The sequence below is a fragment of the Reinekea blandensis MED297 genome (assembly GCF_000153185.1).
GTDB lineage: Bacteria > Pseudomonadota > Gammaproteobacteria > Pseudomonadales > Natronospirillaceae > Reinekea > Reinekea blandensis.
In genome coordinates, this window is sequence record NZ_CH724153.1 from 549526 (window position 1) to 569516 (window position 19991).

16 protein-coding genes are annotated in these 19991 nt (G+C 51.8%); 12 read left to right on the forward strand and 4 right to left on the reverse strand.

The window, feature by feature from the left end; all coding sequences use genetic code 11:
• The gene (locus MED297_RS17290; RefSeq protein WP_008047200.1) at window positions 1–531 is read left to right on the forward strand and encodes a GNAT family N-acetyltransferase; all 531 of its coding nucleotides are present in this window, start codon (window positions 1–3) and stop codon (window positions 529–531) included.
• A 65-nt stretch (window positions 532–596) separates the two neighbouring features.
• Here the strand turns inward: MED297_RS17290 and MED297_RS17295 are convergent, their stop codons facing one another.
• Window positions 597–4229 (reverse strand): hypothetical protein, encoded by a 3633-nt coding sequence (locus MED297_RS17295; RefSeq protein WP_008047201.1) that lies wholly within the window; start codon window positions 4227–4229, stop codon window positions 597–599.
• Between the two features lie 147 nt (window positions 4230–4376).
• Here MED297_RS17295 and MED297_RS17300 point away from each other — a divergent pair, with 147 nt between their 5' ends.
• Both MED297_RS17300 and pobA read left to right on the forward strand, forming a co-directional pair.
• Window positions 4377–5903 (forward strand): winged helix-turn-helix domain-containing protein, encoded by a 1527-nt coding sequence (locus MED297_RS17300; protein ID WP_008047202.1) that lies wholly within the window; start codon window positions 4377–4379, stop codon window positions 5901–5903.
• Between the two features lie 216 nt (window positions 5904–6119).
• Window positions 6120–7310 carry a 4-hydroxybenzoate 3-monooxygenase gene (gene pobA / locus MED297_RS17305; RefSeq protein WP_008047203.1) on the forward strand — a complete coding sequence of 397 codons (1191 nt, stop codon included), beginning with the start codon at window positions 6120–6122 and terminating at the stop codon, window positions 7308–7310.
• Here pobA and MED297_RS17310 read toward each other — a convergent pair.
• Window positions 7307–8491, reverse strand: a complete 1185-nt coding sequence (locus MED297_RS17310; RefSeq protein ID WP_040557491.1) for an MFS transporter — start codon at window positions 8489–8491, stop codon at window positions 7307–7309. The two genes, pobA and MED297_RS17310, sit on opposite strands and share 4 nt — an antisense overlap.
• Before the next feature lie 340 nt (window positions 8492–8831).
• Between MED297_RS17310 and MED297_RS17315 the strand changes: the two genes are divergently transcribed.
• Complete coding sequence (locus tag MED297_RS17315) at window positions 8832–9806, forward strand: aldo/keto reductase (RefSeq protein ID WP_008047205.1); 975 nt, start codon at window positions 8832–8834, stop codon at window positions 9804–9806.
• 81 nt (window positions 9807–9887) lie between these two features.
• Here MED297_RS17315 and MED297_RS17320 read toward each other — a convergent pair whose 3' ends face one another.
• Window positions 9888–10901: an amidohydrolase family protein gene (locus tag MED297_RS17320; protein WP_008047207.1), complete on the reverse strand. Its 1014-nt coding sequence runs from the start codon at window positions 10899–10901 to the stop codon at window positions 9888–9890.
• 148 nt (window positions 10902–11049) lie between these two features.
• Window positions 11050–12279: a LysR family transcriptional regulator gene (locus MED297_RS17325; protein ID WP_008047208.1), complete on the reverse strand. Its 1230-nt coding sequence runs from the start codon at window positions 12277–12279 to the stop codon at window positions 11050–11052.
• 264 nt (window positions 12280–12543) lie between these two features.
• On the opposite strand from MED297_RS17325, the gene MED297_RS17330 reads away from it, so the two are divergent.
• From MED297_RS17330 to MED297_RS17365, 8 genes are all read left to right on the forward strand, one after another.
• Window positions 12544–13566: a TRAP transporter substrate-binding protein gene (locus MED297_RS17330; RefSeq protein WP_008047210.1), complete on the forward strand. Its 1023-nt coding sequence runs from the start codon at window positions 12544–12546 to the stop codon at window positions 13564–13566.
• Between the two features lie 91 nt (window positions 13567–13657).
• A complete protein-coding gene (locus tag MED297_RS17335) occupies window positions 13658–14170 on the forward strand; it encodes a TRAP transporter small permease (protein WP_008047212.1) in 513 nt (170 codons plus the stop codon).
• Complete coding sequence (locus MED297_RS17340) at window positions 14167–15453, forward strand: TRAP transporter large permease (RefSeq protein WP_008047214.1); 1287 nt, start codon at window positions 14167–14169, stop codon at window positions 15451–15453. Before MED297_RS17335 ends, MED297_RS17340 begins: the two co-directional genes overlap by 4 nt.
• A 24-nt stretch (window positions 15454–15477) precedes the next feature.
• On the forward strand, window positions 15478–16149 hold the full coding sequence (locus tag MED297_RS17345; protein WP_008047215.1) for a 4-carboxy-4-hydroxy-2-oxoadipate aldolase/oxaloacetate decarboxylase: 672 nt from the start codon (window positions 15478–15480) through the stop codon (window positions 16147–16149).
• The gene (locus tag MED297_RS17350) at window positions 16142–17188 is read left to right on the forward strand and encodes a 4-oxalomesaconate tautomerase (RefSeq protein ID WP_008047216.1); all 1047 of its coding nucleotides are present in this window, start codon (window positions 16142–16144) and stop codon (window positions 17186–17188) included. Before MED297_RS17345 ends, MED297_RS17350 begins: the two co-directional genes overlap by 8 nt.
• 35 nt (window positions 17189–17223) lie before the next feature.
• Window positions 17224–18099 (forward strand): amidohydrolase family protein, encoded by an 876-nt coding sequence (locus MED297_RS17355; protein WP_008047218.1) that lies wholly within the window; start codon window positions 17224–17226, stop codon window positions 18097–18099.
• On the forward strand, window positions 18100–18996 hold the full coding sequence (locus MED297_RS17360) for an NAD(P)-dependent oxidoreductase (RefSeq protein WP_008047219.1): 897 nt from the start codon (window positions 18100–18102) through the stop codon (window positions 18994–18996).
• Window positions 18993–19943 carry a Gfo/Idh/MocA family oxidoreductase gene (locus tag MED297_RS17365; RefSeq protein WP_008047221.1) on the forward strand — a complete coding sequence of 317 codons (951 nt, stop codon included), beginning with the start codon at window positions 18993–18995 and terminating at the stop codon, window positions 19941–19943. Before MED297_RS17360 ends, MED297_RS17365 begins: the two co-directional genes overlap by 4 nt.
• Window positions 19944–19991 lie beyond the last annotated feature (48 nt).

Consider the following 19991-nt stretch of genomic DNA (forward strand, 5'->3'; position numbering starts at 1 on the left):
ATGTTTACGATTGAAGTGACTGAGCGCCTTTCACTGGAACTGATTTCTTACCAACGATCCCAGTCATTGTTCGAGTTAGTGGATCGAGATCGGCGCTACTTAAGGCAGTGGTTAGTATGGCCTGAGTTCATTCAGTCCGAAGCGGACTATTCGGCCTTTATTAAACGTTCGCTGATTGAGTATGCGAACGAAGAGTCTCTGATTTTTACCATCCTGATGGATCAAACCCCGGTGGGGACGGCGGGCTTTGTCGAATTGAATAAGAATTTGGAAAAAGCCGAGGTCGGTTATTGGTTGGCTGAGTCTGCACAAGGTCAGGGCATCGCAACACAGGTCGTTCAGGCGCTGGTTCAGATCGGGTTTGATCGGCTGGGTTTATTCAAAATCGAAGCGTCGGTGGCCGTTGAGAATTTCAAGAGTCAACGGGTGTGTGAACGGGCGGGAATGACATTGGAAGGCATCATGGCGAATGCGGAGCGGATCAATAACCGTTTGCTGTCGCATAAGAAATACGCACTCATGCGTTCTTAATGTGGCGTCCCCGGTCGTTAGCCGGGGACGTCAGGTTTTGACTTTAGCTGAGATCTTTTTTTCGATCAGGGCAATAGCCGAGTACCGTACTCGATTTTTAACCCATCGGTTGCAAAGCCCCAGAAGTCCATCACGCCATCATTGTTCACATCGGCGACGCCTCGTTGTCGGTATTTACGAACCTCTCCGGATTGCTCATACCAAATCTCTTCCGACGCTTTAAATCCTAAAGACCATACGACGGCATCTGCAAACTGCACATTACTGGCGCCCGGCGCCTCCGTCGTGTTGAAAAACACTTCAACCGCATTGTCATGAAAAATCACGATGTCGTTCAGGCCATCTTCATTCATGTCCACAATCTCCCGGGTATGAATGGCGGGGGTATACCAGGGGTTACCGGCGGGTACGTGCAGATACCCCTGATTTCGATTGATGTGATTCAAACCGACCGTTTGTTTTGCCAGAAATATCTGCGTGGAAGTATCAGCCGCATCCCAGCTTTCGCTGTAGTTTTCCGGATCGAACTCACCGCCGTTTGGCGAGGCGCCGGGGATCGGGTCTCGCATATTATTGACCGAAACCTCAATACCTGAAGGGCCAAAGCCGACGAGATCCAGCTTGCGGTCGCCATTCACGTCAGCCAGCATTCTTGGGTGGTCCACGGCGGTATAACTCAGTGGCGATTCGATCGCGTATTCCGGGATGTCATAGCGCCGATCCCGCAGTTGGTAGGAACCAGAGCCAGGGCCAGCACCCAGGTCGTCACCGAACTGTGCTAAGGACACCACCGTGGATCCGCGACCAAAGCCAACGATATCAAGATAACCGTCCCCGTTGATGTCAGCGAACTGGCGAATGTAGTTCTGGTAATCCAGTCCCCAGGTGCCATTGGCCCAATAACTGCCACCGTCATACATCACATTCAGAGACGGGATGTCCGCACTCCAGTTGCCATCGTTTTTGCTGGCAATGATCTTATTTGAAAAGCCGAGAATATCGTCGAGTCCGTCGCTGTCGATGTCGACTAAGTACTTGTAGTCGTGATTCCAGTCTGACGAGGCATAATTATTGTTGCCGTACTCGACTGGCGTTGAAGCGAGCGATAATCGGTTGTTAACCATACTGCCGGTGGCAATCCAGACGCCCTGTTCGGAAAAGCCAATGACATCAAGAACGTCATCGTCAGTCATTCGAGCCAGAAATCGCTGATTATCCCAGTTCCAGAGCGTGTCAGAGCCGGTGCTGGTCGCAAAGTTTTCTGAGTTTTCAACGAGGTAGTAATCAACGGTATCCGGGTCATAGACTCGAATACCGTCAGAGTTGATGCCGACAAACTCGATGGTGCCGTCACCATCAATGTCCTGTGCAGTCAGAGGATTGTATACCTGACTGACATACCCCCAAGGATTGTATTGAAACCAATCTTCCCAAGGCGTAAACACAAATGCTGATGAAAAGGGTTGATAAGTGTAAATGGTGTGCTCGCTTTCGAATATTTTCCCGGACGTATCTTCGGCCCGGATCGAAAACTCAACCTGGCCATAACCAAACAAGGTCGATGAGACTAGGGTGACAAACTCGAAATCGACGTCGTTGTTCAGAGTGGATATATCAATGGGGCCAACAACGGTGCCATCCGGGTATGTCATGGCATAGGTTAAAGACGTCAAACCGTCGATGGGTACAACTGTGCCGCTGAGCTTCGCACTCCACATGGTCAGGTCTGAAACGGTGAACTGTCCAATCAGATAACCTTCGTTGTCAGTGTCGGGGCCGGCAATCATTGGACCGTCATTTTGGCTGTCAACATAGTCCGGATCGACAGGCCCGTCGGATTCCAAATCACCATCGGTGTCGGGGTTTCTCGGGTCCAGTCCGGCGGCTTTTTCATCGGCGTCGTTTAACCCATCGCCATCGGTATCGGCGACTTTTGGATCGGAGTATCGAGTCGGCCCGCCCGCGTACAAGCCGTTTGGGTGGAACTTATTGACGACCCAACCATTCAGTTCTTCTTTGTCGGTCAGTCCGTCGCCATCAAAATCGGTCGGCGAGGCCACATTGGTGTTATCGAGGGTGCCGAACAGACTTTCCAATCGATCAAGTACGCCATCACTGTCGGCATCGGCGAGGAAAATCAGCTCTACGTTGTCGGCGGAACTGAGTTTAATGTTAGCCACATCGTAGCCTTTGACGATGTTCAGGTCGGCGTTGTCTTCATAACCGATATAGGTGTCCTCATTGAGATACATCGTTTCCGGTAGACTGTCATCGCTTTGTTCGACAAGGATGAGCCACTCGCCGTTGGACGTCGCGCGCAGGCTGTGAATCGCACCGGTTGCTGAGTCGAGTACGACTTGATTGTTGCCACCATCAAAAATACTGAGAATCTGAGCCAGCGAGGTTTGTGCGGAGGATTCGTTGTTTGAATCGGCGGCCACAAAAAACTGTTCCGTTGGCGGATTGTTGGGACCGTAATCAATGGTGACTTTAACCGTTTTGGCGTAAACCTCTTCAGCGGTCACCAGATAATCGCCGTAGGCGTTGTCAATGTTGTAGTTGCCGATGGACGCACTGACGGCTTTGGATTTCATCAGGCGTTGTACAGTCTCCTGATCAAGCCCGTCTTTCTCCATATCGATGCGTACCGACTCAGCACCGGGTGCTAAGGTGATGCACTGGCAGTCACCCGGTAAGGTGTCCTGGGCAAGATCAGTCACATGAGAAAACCCGCTATGGCCGAGGGTGTATTCGGACAGGTTCACGCGCAACCCTTTTAACGACACGCTGACATGGCCAACATTGCGCACGCTGATGGCCATGTTCACACCACCTCCCTCAACCACATCGGTAGTTTCCAGCGATTCAATGGCTTCCCACGAGTCTTCATTTTCTTCCATTTGCTCATAGCTGTGGCTGAAGGTATGTTCCGTGGACAGTGACAGGTTGGAGTTAACGCCACCCCATTGGAACAGGCCCGCACTGGCTTCGACGCCAATCGTCACTTCCGCCCCGATAGAATGAGACCCGCTTTGACTGGTTGTATTGCCGGTGGTGCGGCTGCCGCCCTGAGTGCTGCCGATGGTTCTGGCCGAACTGCCCGAAATGTCGAGCCAGAAGGCCGGTTCGGTCAGCAGCTCGATTTCAAACTCCGGAACATCCGCAATCATCGGGTTGTATTGGAAATTATTGGCGCCGGGGCCGGGGTTGAAGTTGCGATCAATGACTTCTTCACCGTCGGTATAGCCATCGCCATCGGAGTCGGCTTCAGTGATCAATGTACCCAACGCCGCTTCGTGGCGGTCGGTCAACCGGTCACCGTCAGTGTCGATGTCCTCACAGGTTACAATGATGTTGTCGCTGGGCTGGTCCGGGCTCACCGTACCGTTGTCGTTCTGAATGCTGCATTGCTGATAGTCCGGGTGACTGAACACGGTAATGGCGTAGCTGAATGCCTCCGGAAACTCTCCGGTGAAAACGTAGCTGCCGTTCTGGCTGAGTGATAAGGTGTCTTCACCGTTGAGTTGCAGCGTAATGGTTCCGTCTTGCAAGCCGGTAATGCTGCCGCCGATGGTGACGTTGCCCGGGCTGTTCTCGTTTTCGGAGTCCGCAGCGGGGTTGCACCCGATCAGAATCAGGGTACCCAATCCGATCAGGGCGGTGGTACTGAAATGGCGAAGTGTGGTCGCGATGTTCATCCTGTCTGTCCTTGCTTTTGTACTTATGGGCGGCCGCAGGTTCGGTATTAGCGACCCAATTTGGAAGGCTGGAGGCCAGTTTTATCAGGAAAATGTCGTCAAAATGTCGCAAAAGTCGTCAATTGACGGAATATTCGGGAAGGTTGTATGAAGCTTGAATTGAGTTTGGAGTCCAGAAGTGCCGACATTAACGGCAAAACCGTTCGGCTGACCCGGCGTGAAACCCGCCTTTGTGAAGTTCTCGCTGCACACCCGAACCAGCTCATTGGTCGTGAGCGTCTGCTGGACACCTTATCTCAGGACGGTCTCGAGGATCTCAGCAGTCGCAGTTTGGATAACTCTGTTAGCCGGCTGCGGAAAAAACTGGGCGATTCCGGTAAGCGTCCGCAAGTGATTGAAACGCTTTATGGCGAAGGTTATCGCTGGGTTTATGACACGGCTGTTAACGTTGAGCAACCGGATAAAAACACGCTGGTTGTGCTGGACTTGTCTGCCCCCAATTTATTGGATAGACCTGTCGTTGATCGGGCGCTGCAAACACTGCAGCAACAGTTGTCTTCTCAGTTGGAATGTACTGTGAGATTGGGTCACATGGCGTCGAATGAAATCGATGTCGGTGCCGACCCAACTCATTATTACCTTGAAGCCTTGCCTCTGTCTGGTCCGGAGACGATGCAGATGGTTTTGAACATTCGTCGCCACCAGAGTGCACTGTCCGAAAACTTAGGCCAGTTTTCTGTTACCGAACTGACTGACCAAGCAAGCCCGGTTGTCGACGCCGTCCATTCGTTTATGGTGCGGTGTGATCTATTGATGCAGACGGAAGGATTAACCGCGAACCCTCTTGACGTTGCGCTGTTTAACGTCACATCAAAGTATGAAAACGATGGACCCCAGCATCGAGTCACACAGCAGTACCTGAACAATCTGATGCACGAACAACCGGATGACCCTCACGCGAAAGTGCTCATGGCACTGAACATGCGCAATCGAATATTAATGGGGTATGTGACTCACTATCAGAAAGCTTTAGGTGAAATGCAGTCATTGATTCAGACGGCGCTGCCGTACCTCGATAACGAAGCATTGTATCTGGCCGCCAGCGCAGAAGTGCTGTATCAGTGCGGCGACAAAACTCACGGTCGCCAGTTGGCGGAAAAAGCACACGGTCAGATGAGTCATCCAGCCGCAACGCTGAAGACGGTTGGAAAGATTCACGCCTTTGAAGGACGCTTTGATCAGGCGCTGGATTGTTATGATCAGGCCATTGCCATGATTCCAAATGGCGGTACCTACCATTACATGCTGTTAACCTTGAAAGCGATTTTGTTTAAAGCCAATCGCGAACATGACGCCTTGTCAGAAGCGTTTCAGGCCATGAAAATGCTGGAACCGAAACTGAGTAAACGGGCCATCCTCTCGTTGATGCTATATGACGGTGAGCGAAAGATGACCTTTGCTGAACGTACTTTGCTGAAGTCACTGCCGCGCCCGCTCATTGATCGTATCGTCCGGTTGACTTTTATCGGATCGGCACGCTCTTTTATGCACGAAACGCATCGTATGAACCTGATGAAACCGTTGCTCGATGCACTGTACGATCTTCGCAACTACGTCACCAATCACGAAGATATCCTGGCCAGTTTGCCAGAGTACTCAAACTTTGGTCGGTAACCCCGCGACCGATCCGTGCTTTGAGAGTCAGAGACCCATTCGAGTATCAAAAGTATTCGCGGACGTTGCCGGAAGCACCTGACGCTTAGGTTTGCATTCTTTTCGGTGATAACAAATGGTTATCACTGGAATCCCATCAGACGATGGTAATCTTTCTCTTGCTAATGGTTCTGAATCGTAAATTTCAGACGAATAAAAACAAAAACGGTGAGAGTTATGAGTAAACCTATGAAGACCCAGGTCGCCATTGTAGGTGGTGGTCCATCGGGTATGTTGTTATCGCTGTTATTGGCAAAAGAAGGCATTGAGAGCATCGTGATTGAACGCTCCAGCCGTGATCATGTGCTGTCCCGCATACGTGCCGGCGTATTGGAATGGACCAGTGTCGAGCTGTTGCGACGGGCGGGTGTTGGTGAACGTATGGACCGGGAAGGGCATGTTCATGCCGGAACCCGGGTAGCTTGGCGCGGGGCCGATCATATGTTGATTGACTCGCAGAAGTGGGCCGGAAAACCCTTTATGGCCTATGGTCAGACCTACGTGACCGAAGATCTCTACGCGGCGGTCGATAGTATTGATGGACTTGTGCTCGATGAATGTGACGACGTTGTGTTGAATGAGTTACTGGACAACCCTTATGTCACCTTTAAACGGCAGGGTGAAGAGTACCGGGTCGATGCGCAGTTCATTGCCGGGTGCGATGGCTATCATGGTGTCAGTCGTCAGTCGATTCCCGATACCGTTCTGAAAACTTTTGAGAAAGTGTATCCCTTCGGGTGGTTAGGTGTGATGTCAGAAACACCGCCACTGGAAGACTTGTGGTATGTGCAGCACGAGCGTGGTTTTGCACTGGCGTCACAACGTTCGCCAATGCTCAGTCGTTATTATGTTCAGTGCCCGATAACCGACAAAGTCGAGGATTGGTCAGATGAACGTTTTTGGGACGAGCTGATTACCCGCTTCCCGCCGGATATTGCCGCGCAGATTACCACCGGTCCTTCCATTGAAAAATCCATTGCGCCGCTGCGCAGCTTTGTTTCGGAACCCATGCGCTACGGTCATTTATTTTTGGCCGGGGATGCGGCACATATCGTTCCGCCGACGGGAGCAAAAGGTCTGAACCTGGCGATGTCGGATGTCTACTATCTCTGGCGCGCATTGACGCTCAAGCTGCAGACCGGCAGTGATGAACTGATTGATCGCTACTCAGCGACGGCATTGGATCGGGTATGGAAAACTGAGCGATTCAGTTGGTGGATGACCTCTCTGCTGCATGTGTTTCCTGAGCATTCAGCCTTTGATCATCGTACCCAGGCGGCAGAGCTGGACAGCATAGAAGCGTCGGAACATGCGCAAGCCTGGCTCGCCGAGCAGTATGCCGGGTTTCCGATCGAGGACTGGGGTTAACTGCGGTAGTGCGTTCGAATCAGGATGGCACTGAACAATGCACCCAGCATCAGAACGCCGATCAAGCTGATCGGCGTCTGATCATAAAACACAGCGGTCAAACTCGCGCCTAAGGTGCCCAAGCCCATTTGTAAGGTTCCCAGCATGGACGCCGCAAAGCCGGCAATGTGTCCTAGCGGTTGCATGGTCACCGCCGAAGCCGGTGCAAAAACATGCCCCATACCGACCAAAAACAACAACAAAAGACCATAAAGCGCCACGACAGACAATTGAGCGCCCAGAAGCAGCGTGACGATCAGTAAGGCGGCAACCACGACGGCCAGCAGATAAAACAGACTGCCTTGATGCATGAGCTTTTCCGCAGACTGTCGGTGAATGCGAAAACGACAGACTTGGGCAGAGACCATGTAGAAGGTGACTGCCAGCGCGAACCCCCAACCGACCACGTGGGCAGGGTAGTGGTAGTAATCCACAAGAATGGACCCTAGGCCGGTCGCAATCGAGAAATAGGCAAAGAACGTAAAGGACACAACAAAAGACGCGACCAGCGCCTGACGATTGGTAAAAAACGCCAGAGCACTTTGTTTGGTTTGTACCCAGGGGTGCAGGTCTCGGTTGGGTCGATGACTTTCCGGCAGCGATGTCAGCAACAGAATCAAGCACAGACCGCCAATGACCGCATTGAGGATCAATGGGGCTTTCCAACCAAACAGACTCACAATGAGCGTCCCCAGAATGGGTGCAATCATGGCGCCGGCCGCGAGCGACGTCACCAGAATGGCCATCAATTTGTCGAGGTCTTTGCCGTGATGGGTATCTCTTGCAACGGCACGGGCAACGACCGGCCCAACCGTGCCGGCAACGCCCTGAACAAAGCGAATGACCAGCAGTTGCGAGATGGTGTCGGCGAATACGGTTGCGACGCTGAGCAGGGTGAAACCTGTCATGCCAATAAGAAAAACCGGGCGACGACCAAAACGATCAGACAACAACCCCATCGGAATTTGTCCAAGGGCGTAGCCGGCCAGATACAGCCCGATTGTCAGCTGGCTCAAACCCGGATCCGTCTGGAAGGCGAGCGTCATCGATGGAATGGCCGGAATGATACTGTCGATGGCAATCACGGACAGACTGATGGTTAAAATTAGGGTGATGTAAAACGTCGCTGATTTGGAATGCATAAAGCCCTGCACAAAGTATGTGAAATACCAAAGGGGACAAATCATAAATGACCCTTGCTGACACCATTGCTGTAAAACGGAGCGTCCCAGCTGTGAAACGAATCAATCGGGCCGAATGGCGGGATGGTCGCAACAAAGGAGAATTCGGGCTTTAGCGGTGAGTGCCCGGAAATTGTCCTGCAACTACCAACAGCGATAGTTATTGCGGTCGGCTTTTGTCTGGTTTTATCGAGACAAAGCATCGGTACAATGAGCCACATTGGTATCGATCGGGTGAGCTTCAGAATATCGTTTGGTGATGCCGGTCTGAAGACGTCGTATTTCAATAGAAGGATTACAAATGAAACTCAACGAGACAGCGCGTATTGGTTTAGGGTGTATGAACCTTTCTCATGCCTATGGAACGCCTCCACCGGAACAAGATGCCGTAGCACTGTTGAACAGGGCTCTGGATATTGGCTACAACCATTTTGATACAGCGGCGCTTTATGGTTTTGGTGCCAATGAGTCTCTCATCGGTAAGGCCGTGTCTCATCGCCGGGATGAGTTTTTTCTCGCCAGCAAATGTGTGTTGGTACCGGATGACGCCGGTAAGCGCTCTCTGGATGGTCGGCCGGAAACCATTAAGAAAACCTGTGACGCAGCTCTGAAACGACTGAGTACCGATTATATCGATCTTTATTACTTACATCGTTACGATAAAAATGTACCGTTGGAAGACAGTATGGGCGCGATGGCCGATCTGGTTAGTGCCGGTAAAATCGGAGCCGTGGGTCTGTCGGAGGTTTCGGCCGAAACATTGGCACGCGCACATGCTGTGCATCCGATTGCCGCCGTGCAAACTGAGTTCTCGTTGTGGACGCGCAACGCCGATATTGCCGTGATCGATAAGTGTCGTGAGCTGGGTACGACCTTTGTTGCCTTCAGTCCGGTGGCGAGAGGGTACTTGTGCGGTACTTTAACGGACGTTAACTCACTGGGTGAGCGGGATTTGCGTCGCACCATGCCGCGCTTCAGTGCCGAGAATTATCCTAAAAATCTCGAACTGTTGACCCCATTGCAGGAAGTGGCCGAGGAACTGAACGCGACCATGGCTCAGGTGGCGCTGGCCTGGGTGCTGCAACGCGATGCTCATATCGTCGCGATCCCGGGCACTACCCGTTTATCGCACTTGCAGGATAACTTCGAAGCGACCGGGGTGACCTTGTCAGATCTTCAATGGCAACGGCTAGACAAAGCCATTAACGACCAACAGGTATACGGGCGCCGTTACAATGATGCTGCCCAGGCAGACATCGACACAGAAAACTTTTAATTAATAAAAAGCCCGGCACATATCAAAGCGACGGGCTTTTGTCGTTTCCAGAAAGTGTCGATTTGCATCGACACCGATCGCTCAGTCTGTCTTCAATCGACTGAATACGCGACGGGCATTGCCTTCGAAGATCATGGCTTTCTCTTCGGCGTTCAGAGCTGTGTTGTTATCGATGTAGCGTTTGGTATCGTCAAAGTTGTGTCCGGTTTCCGGGTCAATACCGCGCACCGCACCAATCATTTCGGAAGCAAACAGAATATTTTGGGTTGGTACAATGTCGAGTAACAGGTCAATGCCACGTTGATGATACACACAGGTATCAAAATATATATTCTTTAACGCAGACTCTTCCAATGGGGCGTATCCCTGGTCCTGCATGAGACCACGGAAACGTCCCCAGTGGTAGGGCACAGCACCGCCGCCATGTGGAATGATAATTTTAAGTGACGGGAAGTCTTTGAACACATCGGACATGATCAACTGTTGAAAGCCGGTGGTGTCAGCACCCAGATAGTGTGAGCCTGTGGTGTGAAAGCAATCATTACAGGCGGCACTCACATGGATCATTGCCGGAATGTCGTACTCCACCATTTTTTCATAGATTGGGTAAAACGCGCGATCAGCTAATGAGGTGTCCTTCCAGTAACCGCCGGATGGATCCGGATTCAGGTTGATACCGATGAATCCCATCTGTTCGACTGTGCGTACGATTTCCGGGACGGATTTTGCCGGGTCGACGCCCGGCGATTGAGGTAGCTGGGCAACCGGCGCAAAGTTCTTCGGAAACAGGTCACACACCCGCCGGATTAAATCGTTCTGGTGTTCAGTCCAGAACTGACTGGTGTACTCGTTGCCAATGTGATGTCCCATCCAGCTGGCGCGTGGTGAAAAGATGGTGAGGTCGGTACCCCGTTCGCGCTGCATTTTCAGCTGGTTGTTTTCAATGCTTTCCCGGATTTCATCGTCAGAAACGACTACCTGACCTTTCTCGCCCTTGAATGAAGGGTCTTTTGCGACTGCGGCTTTCTGCGCGTTGCGATAGTCTTCAACGCCTTTTGGTGTTGTTGTGTAGTGACCATGACAATCAATAATCATTTTTGTAACCCCAATCGTATCGATTTTTATTGTTCAGCGAGTATTGAGGATCGGGGCGGAGGCGGCTATTTAGTTCTTTTTAATTTGATATTAGTTTTTGTTATATGTGACCAGGCTTGGCCTGAGATAAGATCCTTAAAGTGCCTGGTTAATGGGTCTGTGCCGCTGTCATCTCATTACTCAGGTTGCGAATAATCGAGATAAAGAGTTGCTGAGTTGTTGTCGGATGCCAGTCTTTGCGCGTGGTGATCCCAATCGGGCGAGTGGCACCAGGGAGCGAAAAATCCAGCGCTTTCATGCGGCCTTCCTGAATTTCCTGTTCCAGTTGGTGGCTGGATAAAAAAGTGAGTCGGTTACTGTTGTGTAGCAGTTGATGGATCAGGCTTTGTGAACTGCACTCAATCAGACCGCCGCGGCTTTCCAGATGTTGCCCGATAAGATTTTCAAAAATGGTGCGCGTCGGGGTACCGGTTCGCGGGAGTACCCAACTGTATTCCGCCAGATCGGAGAGCTGGATATCGCTTTGTTCGACTAAAGGATGACCGTTGCGGGCAGCAATCTGCAGAGGGCTGTCAAACATGGCGGTCTGTTCGACGTCTGTGCTGGGTGGCGGATCACGTAAAGCGCCGACGAGGAAGTCAAGCTCACCATTGAGTAGCCGCATCAACAGATCGTCATAGGGGCCATCGACAATGGAAATGCTGACATCGGGCTTGAGTGAAGATAAACGGTCGATCGCACGCGGAAGCAGGATCGTACGGGCCAGAGGCATCGACCCAATGGCAATGTGGGTGATGTCGGACCCATTCAGTTCGGCCAGCTCAGTAAACGCCAGTTCCAGTTCCCGAAACGCAAGCAATACGTATCGGGTCAGGTTCTTCGCGGCTTTGGTCAGGGCAATGCCATGGCTCGTTTTTTCAAATAATGACATATCGAGCAGGCTTTCCAGGTCTCTGGCAGCGCGGTAAACGGCCGGTTGGCTGACATTCATTTCCCGCGCCGCGGCACTGAAGCTCGTTGTGTGTTGCAATGCAATCAGCGTTCTCAGCTGCACATGAGTCATGTTTTCGCTGTGTAGCAGGGCTTGTTTGGCGCTGCTGCGGTTGCGATTGTTTTGTGATTCCTTAACCCCGGTATCGAGGAAGTTAAGGCAGCGCCGGGTACGCAGCAGAAACATGTCTCCGGCATCGGTCAGGAACATTCCATTGTGCCGGCGTTGAAAAAGGTCGGCTCCCAGCTGTTTCTCCATTTTTAAAATGGCCTGGGTCAAGGCCGATTGAGTCACAAAGTTTTGCTCGGCAGCTGCATTAATGCTGTGCAGTCGTGCAACCTCTGAAAACAGCTTTAAGTGCCTGAAATTTATCGTTTTTGTAGGCATCACTGAACCTCTCGACAGGGCTTATCCTGTTCGATGCTATAACAGAAACTTATAACCTGTAAAACAATTCTAAATAGTTTTTTAAGATCAAAGGGGGATACTGCATTTTACAAGTTTGCGATATCAAACTGTTTGAGACGGTTAACGCCGCGTTCAGGTCAGTCAGCTATCGTCGGCAGGGCCAAGCACTTTACGGTCCTGTTTGTTGATAACCGTCTCGCATCAACAATAGATAAAACAAAAACAAGAGTCAGAGAGGAAGTTATGAAGTCATTTACCCGAATAGCCATATCCGGCGTTACTGCACTGGCGATCAGTACAACCACCATGGCCGCAGACGTCACCATTCGTCTGGGTCACCTTTGGCCGGCGGTAGCCGGACCGCACACCAAGCTTCTCAGCGTCTGGGAAGAGAAAGTAGAGGCCGAGTCCAACGGTCGCATTGATGTTGAGATTTATCCCAGCGGCACACTGGCGGCTCCGCCGGCTCAGTACGATGCCGTTAAAAATCGTATTATGGATGCGACTGCGACCGTCCTTGGGTACAGCGCAAACCGTTTTCCGCTGACTCAGGTGGTCGAACTGCCGGGTGTTCAGTCTAATGCGGTAAATGGCTCCTGCATCGTCCAGTCTCTGTATGATAACGGGGCATTAGACAGTGAATTTGGTGATACGCACCCGCTGTTTTTCTTCACGCATGGTTCCGGTGGTTTTCACAACAAGGGTGAAGCCATTATGCAGCCGGCTGATTTGAAAGGTCTGCGTATGCGTCGTCCAACCACCGTGGTGGCGAACATTCTTGAACAACTGGGTGCTCAACCCGTCGGTATGGCGGCACCGGAAAGCTATACCTCTATGCAACGAGGTGTGATTGACGGCGTTGCCTTGCCTTGGGAAGGGGCGATGTCGTTCCGTTTGAACGAGTTGGCTGAAAGCCATACCGAGATTGAAGGTCTCTACACGCTGACATTCATTGTGACCATGAATAAGCAGGTTTACGACAGTCTGCCAGCCGATCTGAAAGCGGTGATTGATAACAACAGCGGCTTGGAGTGGGCCAATAAAGCGGGTGAAGTGTTTGATGAACTGGATTCCCTGGGTCGACAGCAAGCTGTGGATGCCGGTCACACCATCGTGACCATCGAAGGCGGCACGGAAAACCCGGTTTGGAAAGCCCCCATCGTGAATGCACGTAAAGCCTATCTGGATGACCTGCAGGAGAAAGGTCTGCCAGCACGCGACGTCTATGATCAGGCGGTTGCCCTTGCCGCTTCCTGTGGCATGTAAGCATCGTATTCACTGACGTTTACGATGCAGCAATGCGGCTCGTCTGAGCCGCATTTTCCAAACCTGTTTCTATCTGTTAGGAGCCCGAGTTGTGTATCAATTTAATCTCTGGGTGAACCGTATTGCCTATAGCCTGAACATCGTTGGCGGAATCAGTCTGTTATTTATCATGCTCGTCGTGATTGCCGATATTCTGACCCGAACGCTTTTTGGCATGACCAAAGGGGAAGTGGATTTAACCTTTCCGGGCAGTTTTGAAATGGTCAAATACGGTTTGCTGTTCGCGTTAGCCTATTGCATGCCATATGGATTGAATCGTGGGCAGGTGGTGGTTGATCTGTTTACTGATAACTGGTCAGTCAAATCCAAAACGCGAATCGCAGCATTCTATATGTTGTTTTTTGCTGCTTTCGGTTTTCTGATGGCGGAAAACCTCATTCATTCGGGATCACTGGCTAAACAGTCCGGTGAAACCACGCAGGATCTGATGATTCCTATGTTTTATATCTATTATCTCGCCGCCGTTGGTATGGCGGTCCTCGGATTACGTGCTGTTTCCATTTCCTTAATTCTGTGGTTTGACCGAGATGGAGAACTGGCATGAGTACTCAGATTATCGGTTTGATTTGCATGGCCGGCATGCTCGGCGCAATCGCCTTGCGCATGCCGATCGCCCTGGCAATGGCGATGACAGGCTTTATTGGTTTTGGTTGGATTGTCGCGTTTGATCCGGCGATTTCCGTATTAGAAAGCGGGGCGTTCGACACCTTGTCAAACTACAGCTTCAGTCCGGTGCCGTTGTTTATTTTGATGGGGGTTTTTGCGTCGAAAGCAAAAATGTCCGCTGAACTTTTTAATGGGGCCAAGTCACTGTTTGGTGCATGGCGCGGTGGCATGGCGTTAGCCGCCGTCTCTTCCTGTGGCATCTTTTCGGCCATCTCCGGCTCTTCATTGGCGACAGCCGCCAGTATGTCAAAAGTTGCTTTACCTGAAATGCAGAAAAACGGATACGCCAACTCGTTGGCCACCGGGACTCTGGCCGCCGGCGGAACCCTGGGGATCATGATCCCACCCTCCATTGCATTGCTGCTTTATGGGCTGCTAACTGAACAGTCGGTAGGTGACATGTTTATTGCCGGCATCATTCCCGGACTCATGGGGCTGGTGCTTTATATGTTGGCGGTAGCGATCACGGTTTGGATCAAACCGGAACTGGCTACGCCAGGGTTGGCAACCTCATTCATGGAGAAACTGCGCGGACTGAAAGGCCTCATTCCCTTCGGTACGGTGTTTGCGCTCATCATTGGTGGCATCTACGGCGGTATTTTTACGCCAACAGAAGCGGCCGCCGTCGGTGCCGTTGGCACCCTCGTGATTGCGTTGTTCCGCGGCATGACGTGGAAAGATTTTGTCGACTCCATTCAGGAAGCTATGGTGATGTCGACAATGATTTTCTTCATGGTCATTGGTGCAGAAATTTTTGGCTTTTTCCTGTCTGTCTCGCGTGTGTCTTTTGCTCTGATTGAGCTGGTCGGTTCACTCGACCTGACGCCTTTTGTTGTGCTCCTGTGCATCCTGGGCTTATACGTTGTACTCGGCATGGTAATGGATTCCATTGCCATGTTGTTGCTGACGGTTCCGATCGTTTACCCCTTGGCCATGCAGGCTGGGTTCGATCCGGTTTGGTTTGGCATCATTACGGTGATTACCGTTGAGTTGGGCCTGATTACACCGCCGATTGGCATGAACGTGTTTGTGATTAAGTCCGTTGCTCAGGATGTCAAGCTCGGCGAAATATTTAAAGGCGTTGTTCCTTTTGTGCTGTCGGATGTGGTTCGGTTGGTGTTGCTTATTGCCTTCCCGGTACTCGCGTTAGGTCTGCTGTAGCAGAGAATAATAAGGAGAGAGGAAATGTCTGTTGTTGTACAAAACATAGAACGAGCTGACGATAACATTATCGCAGGCCTGGCCGAGTGCGGTGTGGCCACCGTGCACGAAGCACAAGGCCGAAAAGGGCTGTTGGCGGACTACATGCGTCCCATTTTTCCGGGCACTCGGTTAGCCGCCTCAGCGGTCACTATTCTGGCACCGCCGTGTGACAACTGGATGGTGCACGTTGCCATTGAGCAGGTGAAACCGGGTGATATTCTGGTGTTGGCAACGACGTCACCTTCTAACGCGGGTTATTTTGGTGATTTGTTAGCAACCTCGATGCAGGCCCGTGGTGGTGTCGGTTTAATAGTGGATGCCGGTGTTCGCGACATCGCCGATCTGAAAGCCATGAACTTTCCGGTCTGGTCGAAATCCGTCTTCGCTCAGGGCACTGTAAAAGAAACCTTGGGCTCGGTTAATGTACCGGTGATCTGTGCGGATGAACTGGTTAATCCGGGCGACATCATCGTTGCCGACGACGATGGTGTTTGCGTGGTTCGACGTGAAGAGGCCGCCGACGTACTGGAGAAATCCAGACAGCGTGAAGCCAATGAAGAAAGCAAGCGCAAGCGCCTCGCCGCCGGTGAGCTGGGGCTCGATATCTACAACATGCGGGAACGCTTAGCCGAGAAAGGGCTGCGCTATGAGTGAAGGCATTCGGTGCATGTGGATGCGCGGGGGAACGTCCAAAGGGGGCTACTTTCTTGCGGAAGACTTGCCACAAAACCAGGAACAGCGGGATGCTTTTCTGTTGCGGGTAATGGGCTCCCCGGACGATCGACAGATCGATGGCATGGGCGGAGCTCACCCGCTGACTTCCAAGGTGGGCGTGGTTAAAGCGTCGCAACGGGATGACATCGATGTGGACTACCTGTTTTTACAGGTGGTGGTCGATGAGCCGGTCGTCACCGACGCACAAAACTGCGGCAACATTCTTGCTGGTGTCGGACAGTTTGCGATCGAACGCGGACTGGTCGAAGCCGAACCGGACACCACCGATGTCCGGATTTTTATGGTGAATACCGGGCAGGTTGCCATTGCGACGATACAAACGCCAGGTGGTGTCGTCACCTATGATGGTGATGCACGGATCGACGGTGTGCCCGGAACGTCAGCGCCAGTGCTGATCACTTTTCAGGATACGGCAGGTGCTAGTTGTGGTGCTTTGCTGCCGAGTGGAAATGCTTCAGACATTATTGAAGGCACTCGCGTGACCATGATTGATAATGGCATGCCAACGGTCATCCTGCGGGCGGCCGATTTTGGCTTGGATGGTTCGGAGAGTCGGGAAGACCTCGACAACGACAGCGAACTGAAAGCAAAGTTGGAAGGGATTAGACTGCAGGCCGGGTATCTGATGAACCTGGGCGATGTCAGTGGTAAAACCGTTCCAAAGATGACGCTGGTCAGTGAGCCCAAAGCAGACGGTGCCATCGATACGCGAACCTTTATTCCGCATCGGTTGCATGCGTCCATCGGTGTGTTAGGTGCCGTCTCTGTTGCAACGGCCTGTGCTATTAAAGGGTCCATCGCTCATCAATTGGCGGTAATGACAGGTAACGAAGTCGGCATCGAACATCCGACCGGCATGACTAATGTTGTGTTGTCGCGAGATGCCAATGGCGATGTGGTCAGCGCCGCCATGTTGCGTACGGCGCGAAAGTTAATGGACGGTGTGGTGTTCGGCTAACCAAACCACACTCCTAAAAGAAAGCGAGTAGAACTATGATGAGTCCCGATTATTTGCCCTTCCATCCGGATCCTAAGAAACCGGACTTTGTTGCACCGGCGGGAGCTGTTGATGCGCATTGTCATGTGTTTGGTCCGGCCGCGGAGTTTCCTTATGCCCCGGAACGTAAATACACACCATGCGACGCCGGCAAGGATCAGTTATTTGCGCTGCGTGACTTTTTAGGTTTCAGCCGCAATGTCATTGTTCAGGCATCTTGCCATGGTAAAAACAATGACGCCCTGGTCGATGCACTGACCCACGCCGGGGAGCTGGCACGCGGTGTCGCCGTCGTTGGCAAAGACATTACTCACAAAGAACTGAAAGCGTTAGATGCCGCAGGGGTACGAGCCGTGCGTTTTAACTTTGTTAAACGTCTGGTCGATACCACCCCGTGGGAGCATTTTCTGGAAATCTCCGAAAAGATAAAACCCTTCGGTTGGCATATTGTTGTTTATTTCGAAGCGCCCGACATGATGGGTCTGATCCCATTATTGGAGCAGTTTGAAACCACGATTGTGGTGGATCATATGGGTCGTCCGGATGTATCTGAAGGCGTCGACAGTGATGGTTTTAGTCGATTCATTGAACTGATGCAAACCCACGAAAACATCTGGACAAAGGTGAGTTGTCCGGAGCGGTTAACCGTTGCAGGGCCGGACTACGACGATGTCGTGCCGTTTGCCCGAAAACTGGTCGAAACTTTTCCCGATCGAGTGCTATGGGGCACCGATTGGCCTCATCCGAATATGAAATCCCATGTACCGGACGACGGTGTATTGGTGGATGTCATACCCCGCATTGCGCCAACCGAAGCACTTCAGCAAAAGCTCTTGATTGATAACCCGATGAAACTTTATTGGGCTCGATAAATGATGAAGATCGGGTTTATTGGGTTTGGTGAAGCCGGTCAGGCGATCTGGTCCGATTGGCATCGCCGGAATGATGTTGAAGCCGTTGTTTACGATCTGAAGCTGGATCAACCGGACACGGCTGTGAGTACGAGAGAACAGCTGCGTGAACGGGGTCTTACTGCGGCCGCCAATGCCCGGCAGGTTTGCATGCAAAGCGATCTGGTCTTCTCACTGGTCACTGCTGATCAGGCGGAGGCGGTTGTGACGTCGCTGGGAGGCGTATCTCTAAATCCAGTCTGGTTTGTCGATGCAAATTCCTGTTCGCCTACCACGAAACAGAGAAACGCCCAGCGGATTACGGAGTTGGGTGGTCGCTATATCGACATGGCGATCATGGCGCCGATTTTACCGTTGCGCAGTCAAACCCCGGTGTTAGTTGCGGGGCCGAATGCAGAAATGCTCATGGAACAATGGATGCAACCTTTGCAAATGTCCGGTCGTTATCTGGGTGAAACTGTCGGTAAAGCCAGCTCGGTTAAGATGATTCGCAGTGTCATGGTGAAAGGGATGGAAGCCTTGACGGCCGAATGTCTGCTCAGCGCACAAAAGGCTGGCGTCTCCGAAGATGTCATGCAGTCGTTAGCGCATTCGCATCCCAGTCTGGACTGGCCGGAAAAGGCAACCTATAACCTGGAACGGATGATTAAGCATGGTCAGCGCCGCAGTGCTGAAATGCGCGAAGTTGAAAGCTTTCTGAATGATTTGGGCTTTTATGACACCATCACACACAGTGTGGCGAACTGGCAGCAACGCATTGGTGGTCTCGGTTTGGTTCCCGAGTCCGATGATGTCCAAACACTCTCCCAAACTTTACTGCATGAGTTAACGTTTGTATTACCAGAGGAGGTATTATGATTCGATTATGTATCGCCGGTGCCGCCGGCGCATTTGGCATGAAACACATGGACGCTGTGGCAAAAATCGACGGTGTGTCGGTCACTTCAGTGGTAGGTCACGATTTAGCCGAAATTAACGCCTTTGCGAAAGAAAAGGGGATCGCGCACGCCACCGATGACCTGGCAGAGAGTTTGGCCCGGGATGATGTTGATGGCGTGATTCTGGCGACACCGACACCGTTGCATGCTCAGCAGGCCATCCAATGCCTGAAAGCCGGCAAGCACGTGATGGTCGAAATTCCGATGGCCGATAACATCGACGATGCCCGTGATCTGGTAGCCGTTCAGAAAGAAACCGGACTGGTCGCTATGGCAGGTCACACCCGACGCTTCAATCCATCACACCAGTGGATCAGAAATAAAATAATGTCTGGAGAGCTGACCATTCAACAAATGGATGTTCAAACCTATTTTTTCCGTCGCACCAACACCAACGCATTGGGTAAACCGCGCACATGGACTGACCATCTGCTGTGGCACCATGCTTGTCATACGGTCGATCTTTTTCAGTATCAGGTCGGTGAGCAGGCTGTTAAGCTGCAGGCGCTCCAGGGACCGATTCATCCGGAACTGAACATTGCGATGGATATGGCGATTGGCATGAAAACACCGAACGGTGCGATCTGTACATTGAGCCTGTCTTTTAACAACGATGGACCTTTCGGAACATTCTTCCGTTACATCTGCGATAACGGTACCTATGTGGCTCGCTACGATGATCTTGAGGATGGTCAAGGCAACAAAATTGACCTGTCGGATGTCGATGTTTCGATGAACGGCATTGAACTGCAGGACCGTGAGTTCGTGCGTGCGATTCGTGAAGGCGATGAGCCGAATGCCAGCGTTGCGCAATGTCTGCCTGCGATGGAAACGCTCAACTCACTCGAACACATTTTAGAAAACTAAGCGCATAAAACGCTGACCAGAATCTGAGATATCTGAGGACGTTGGGGT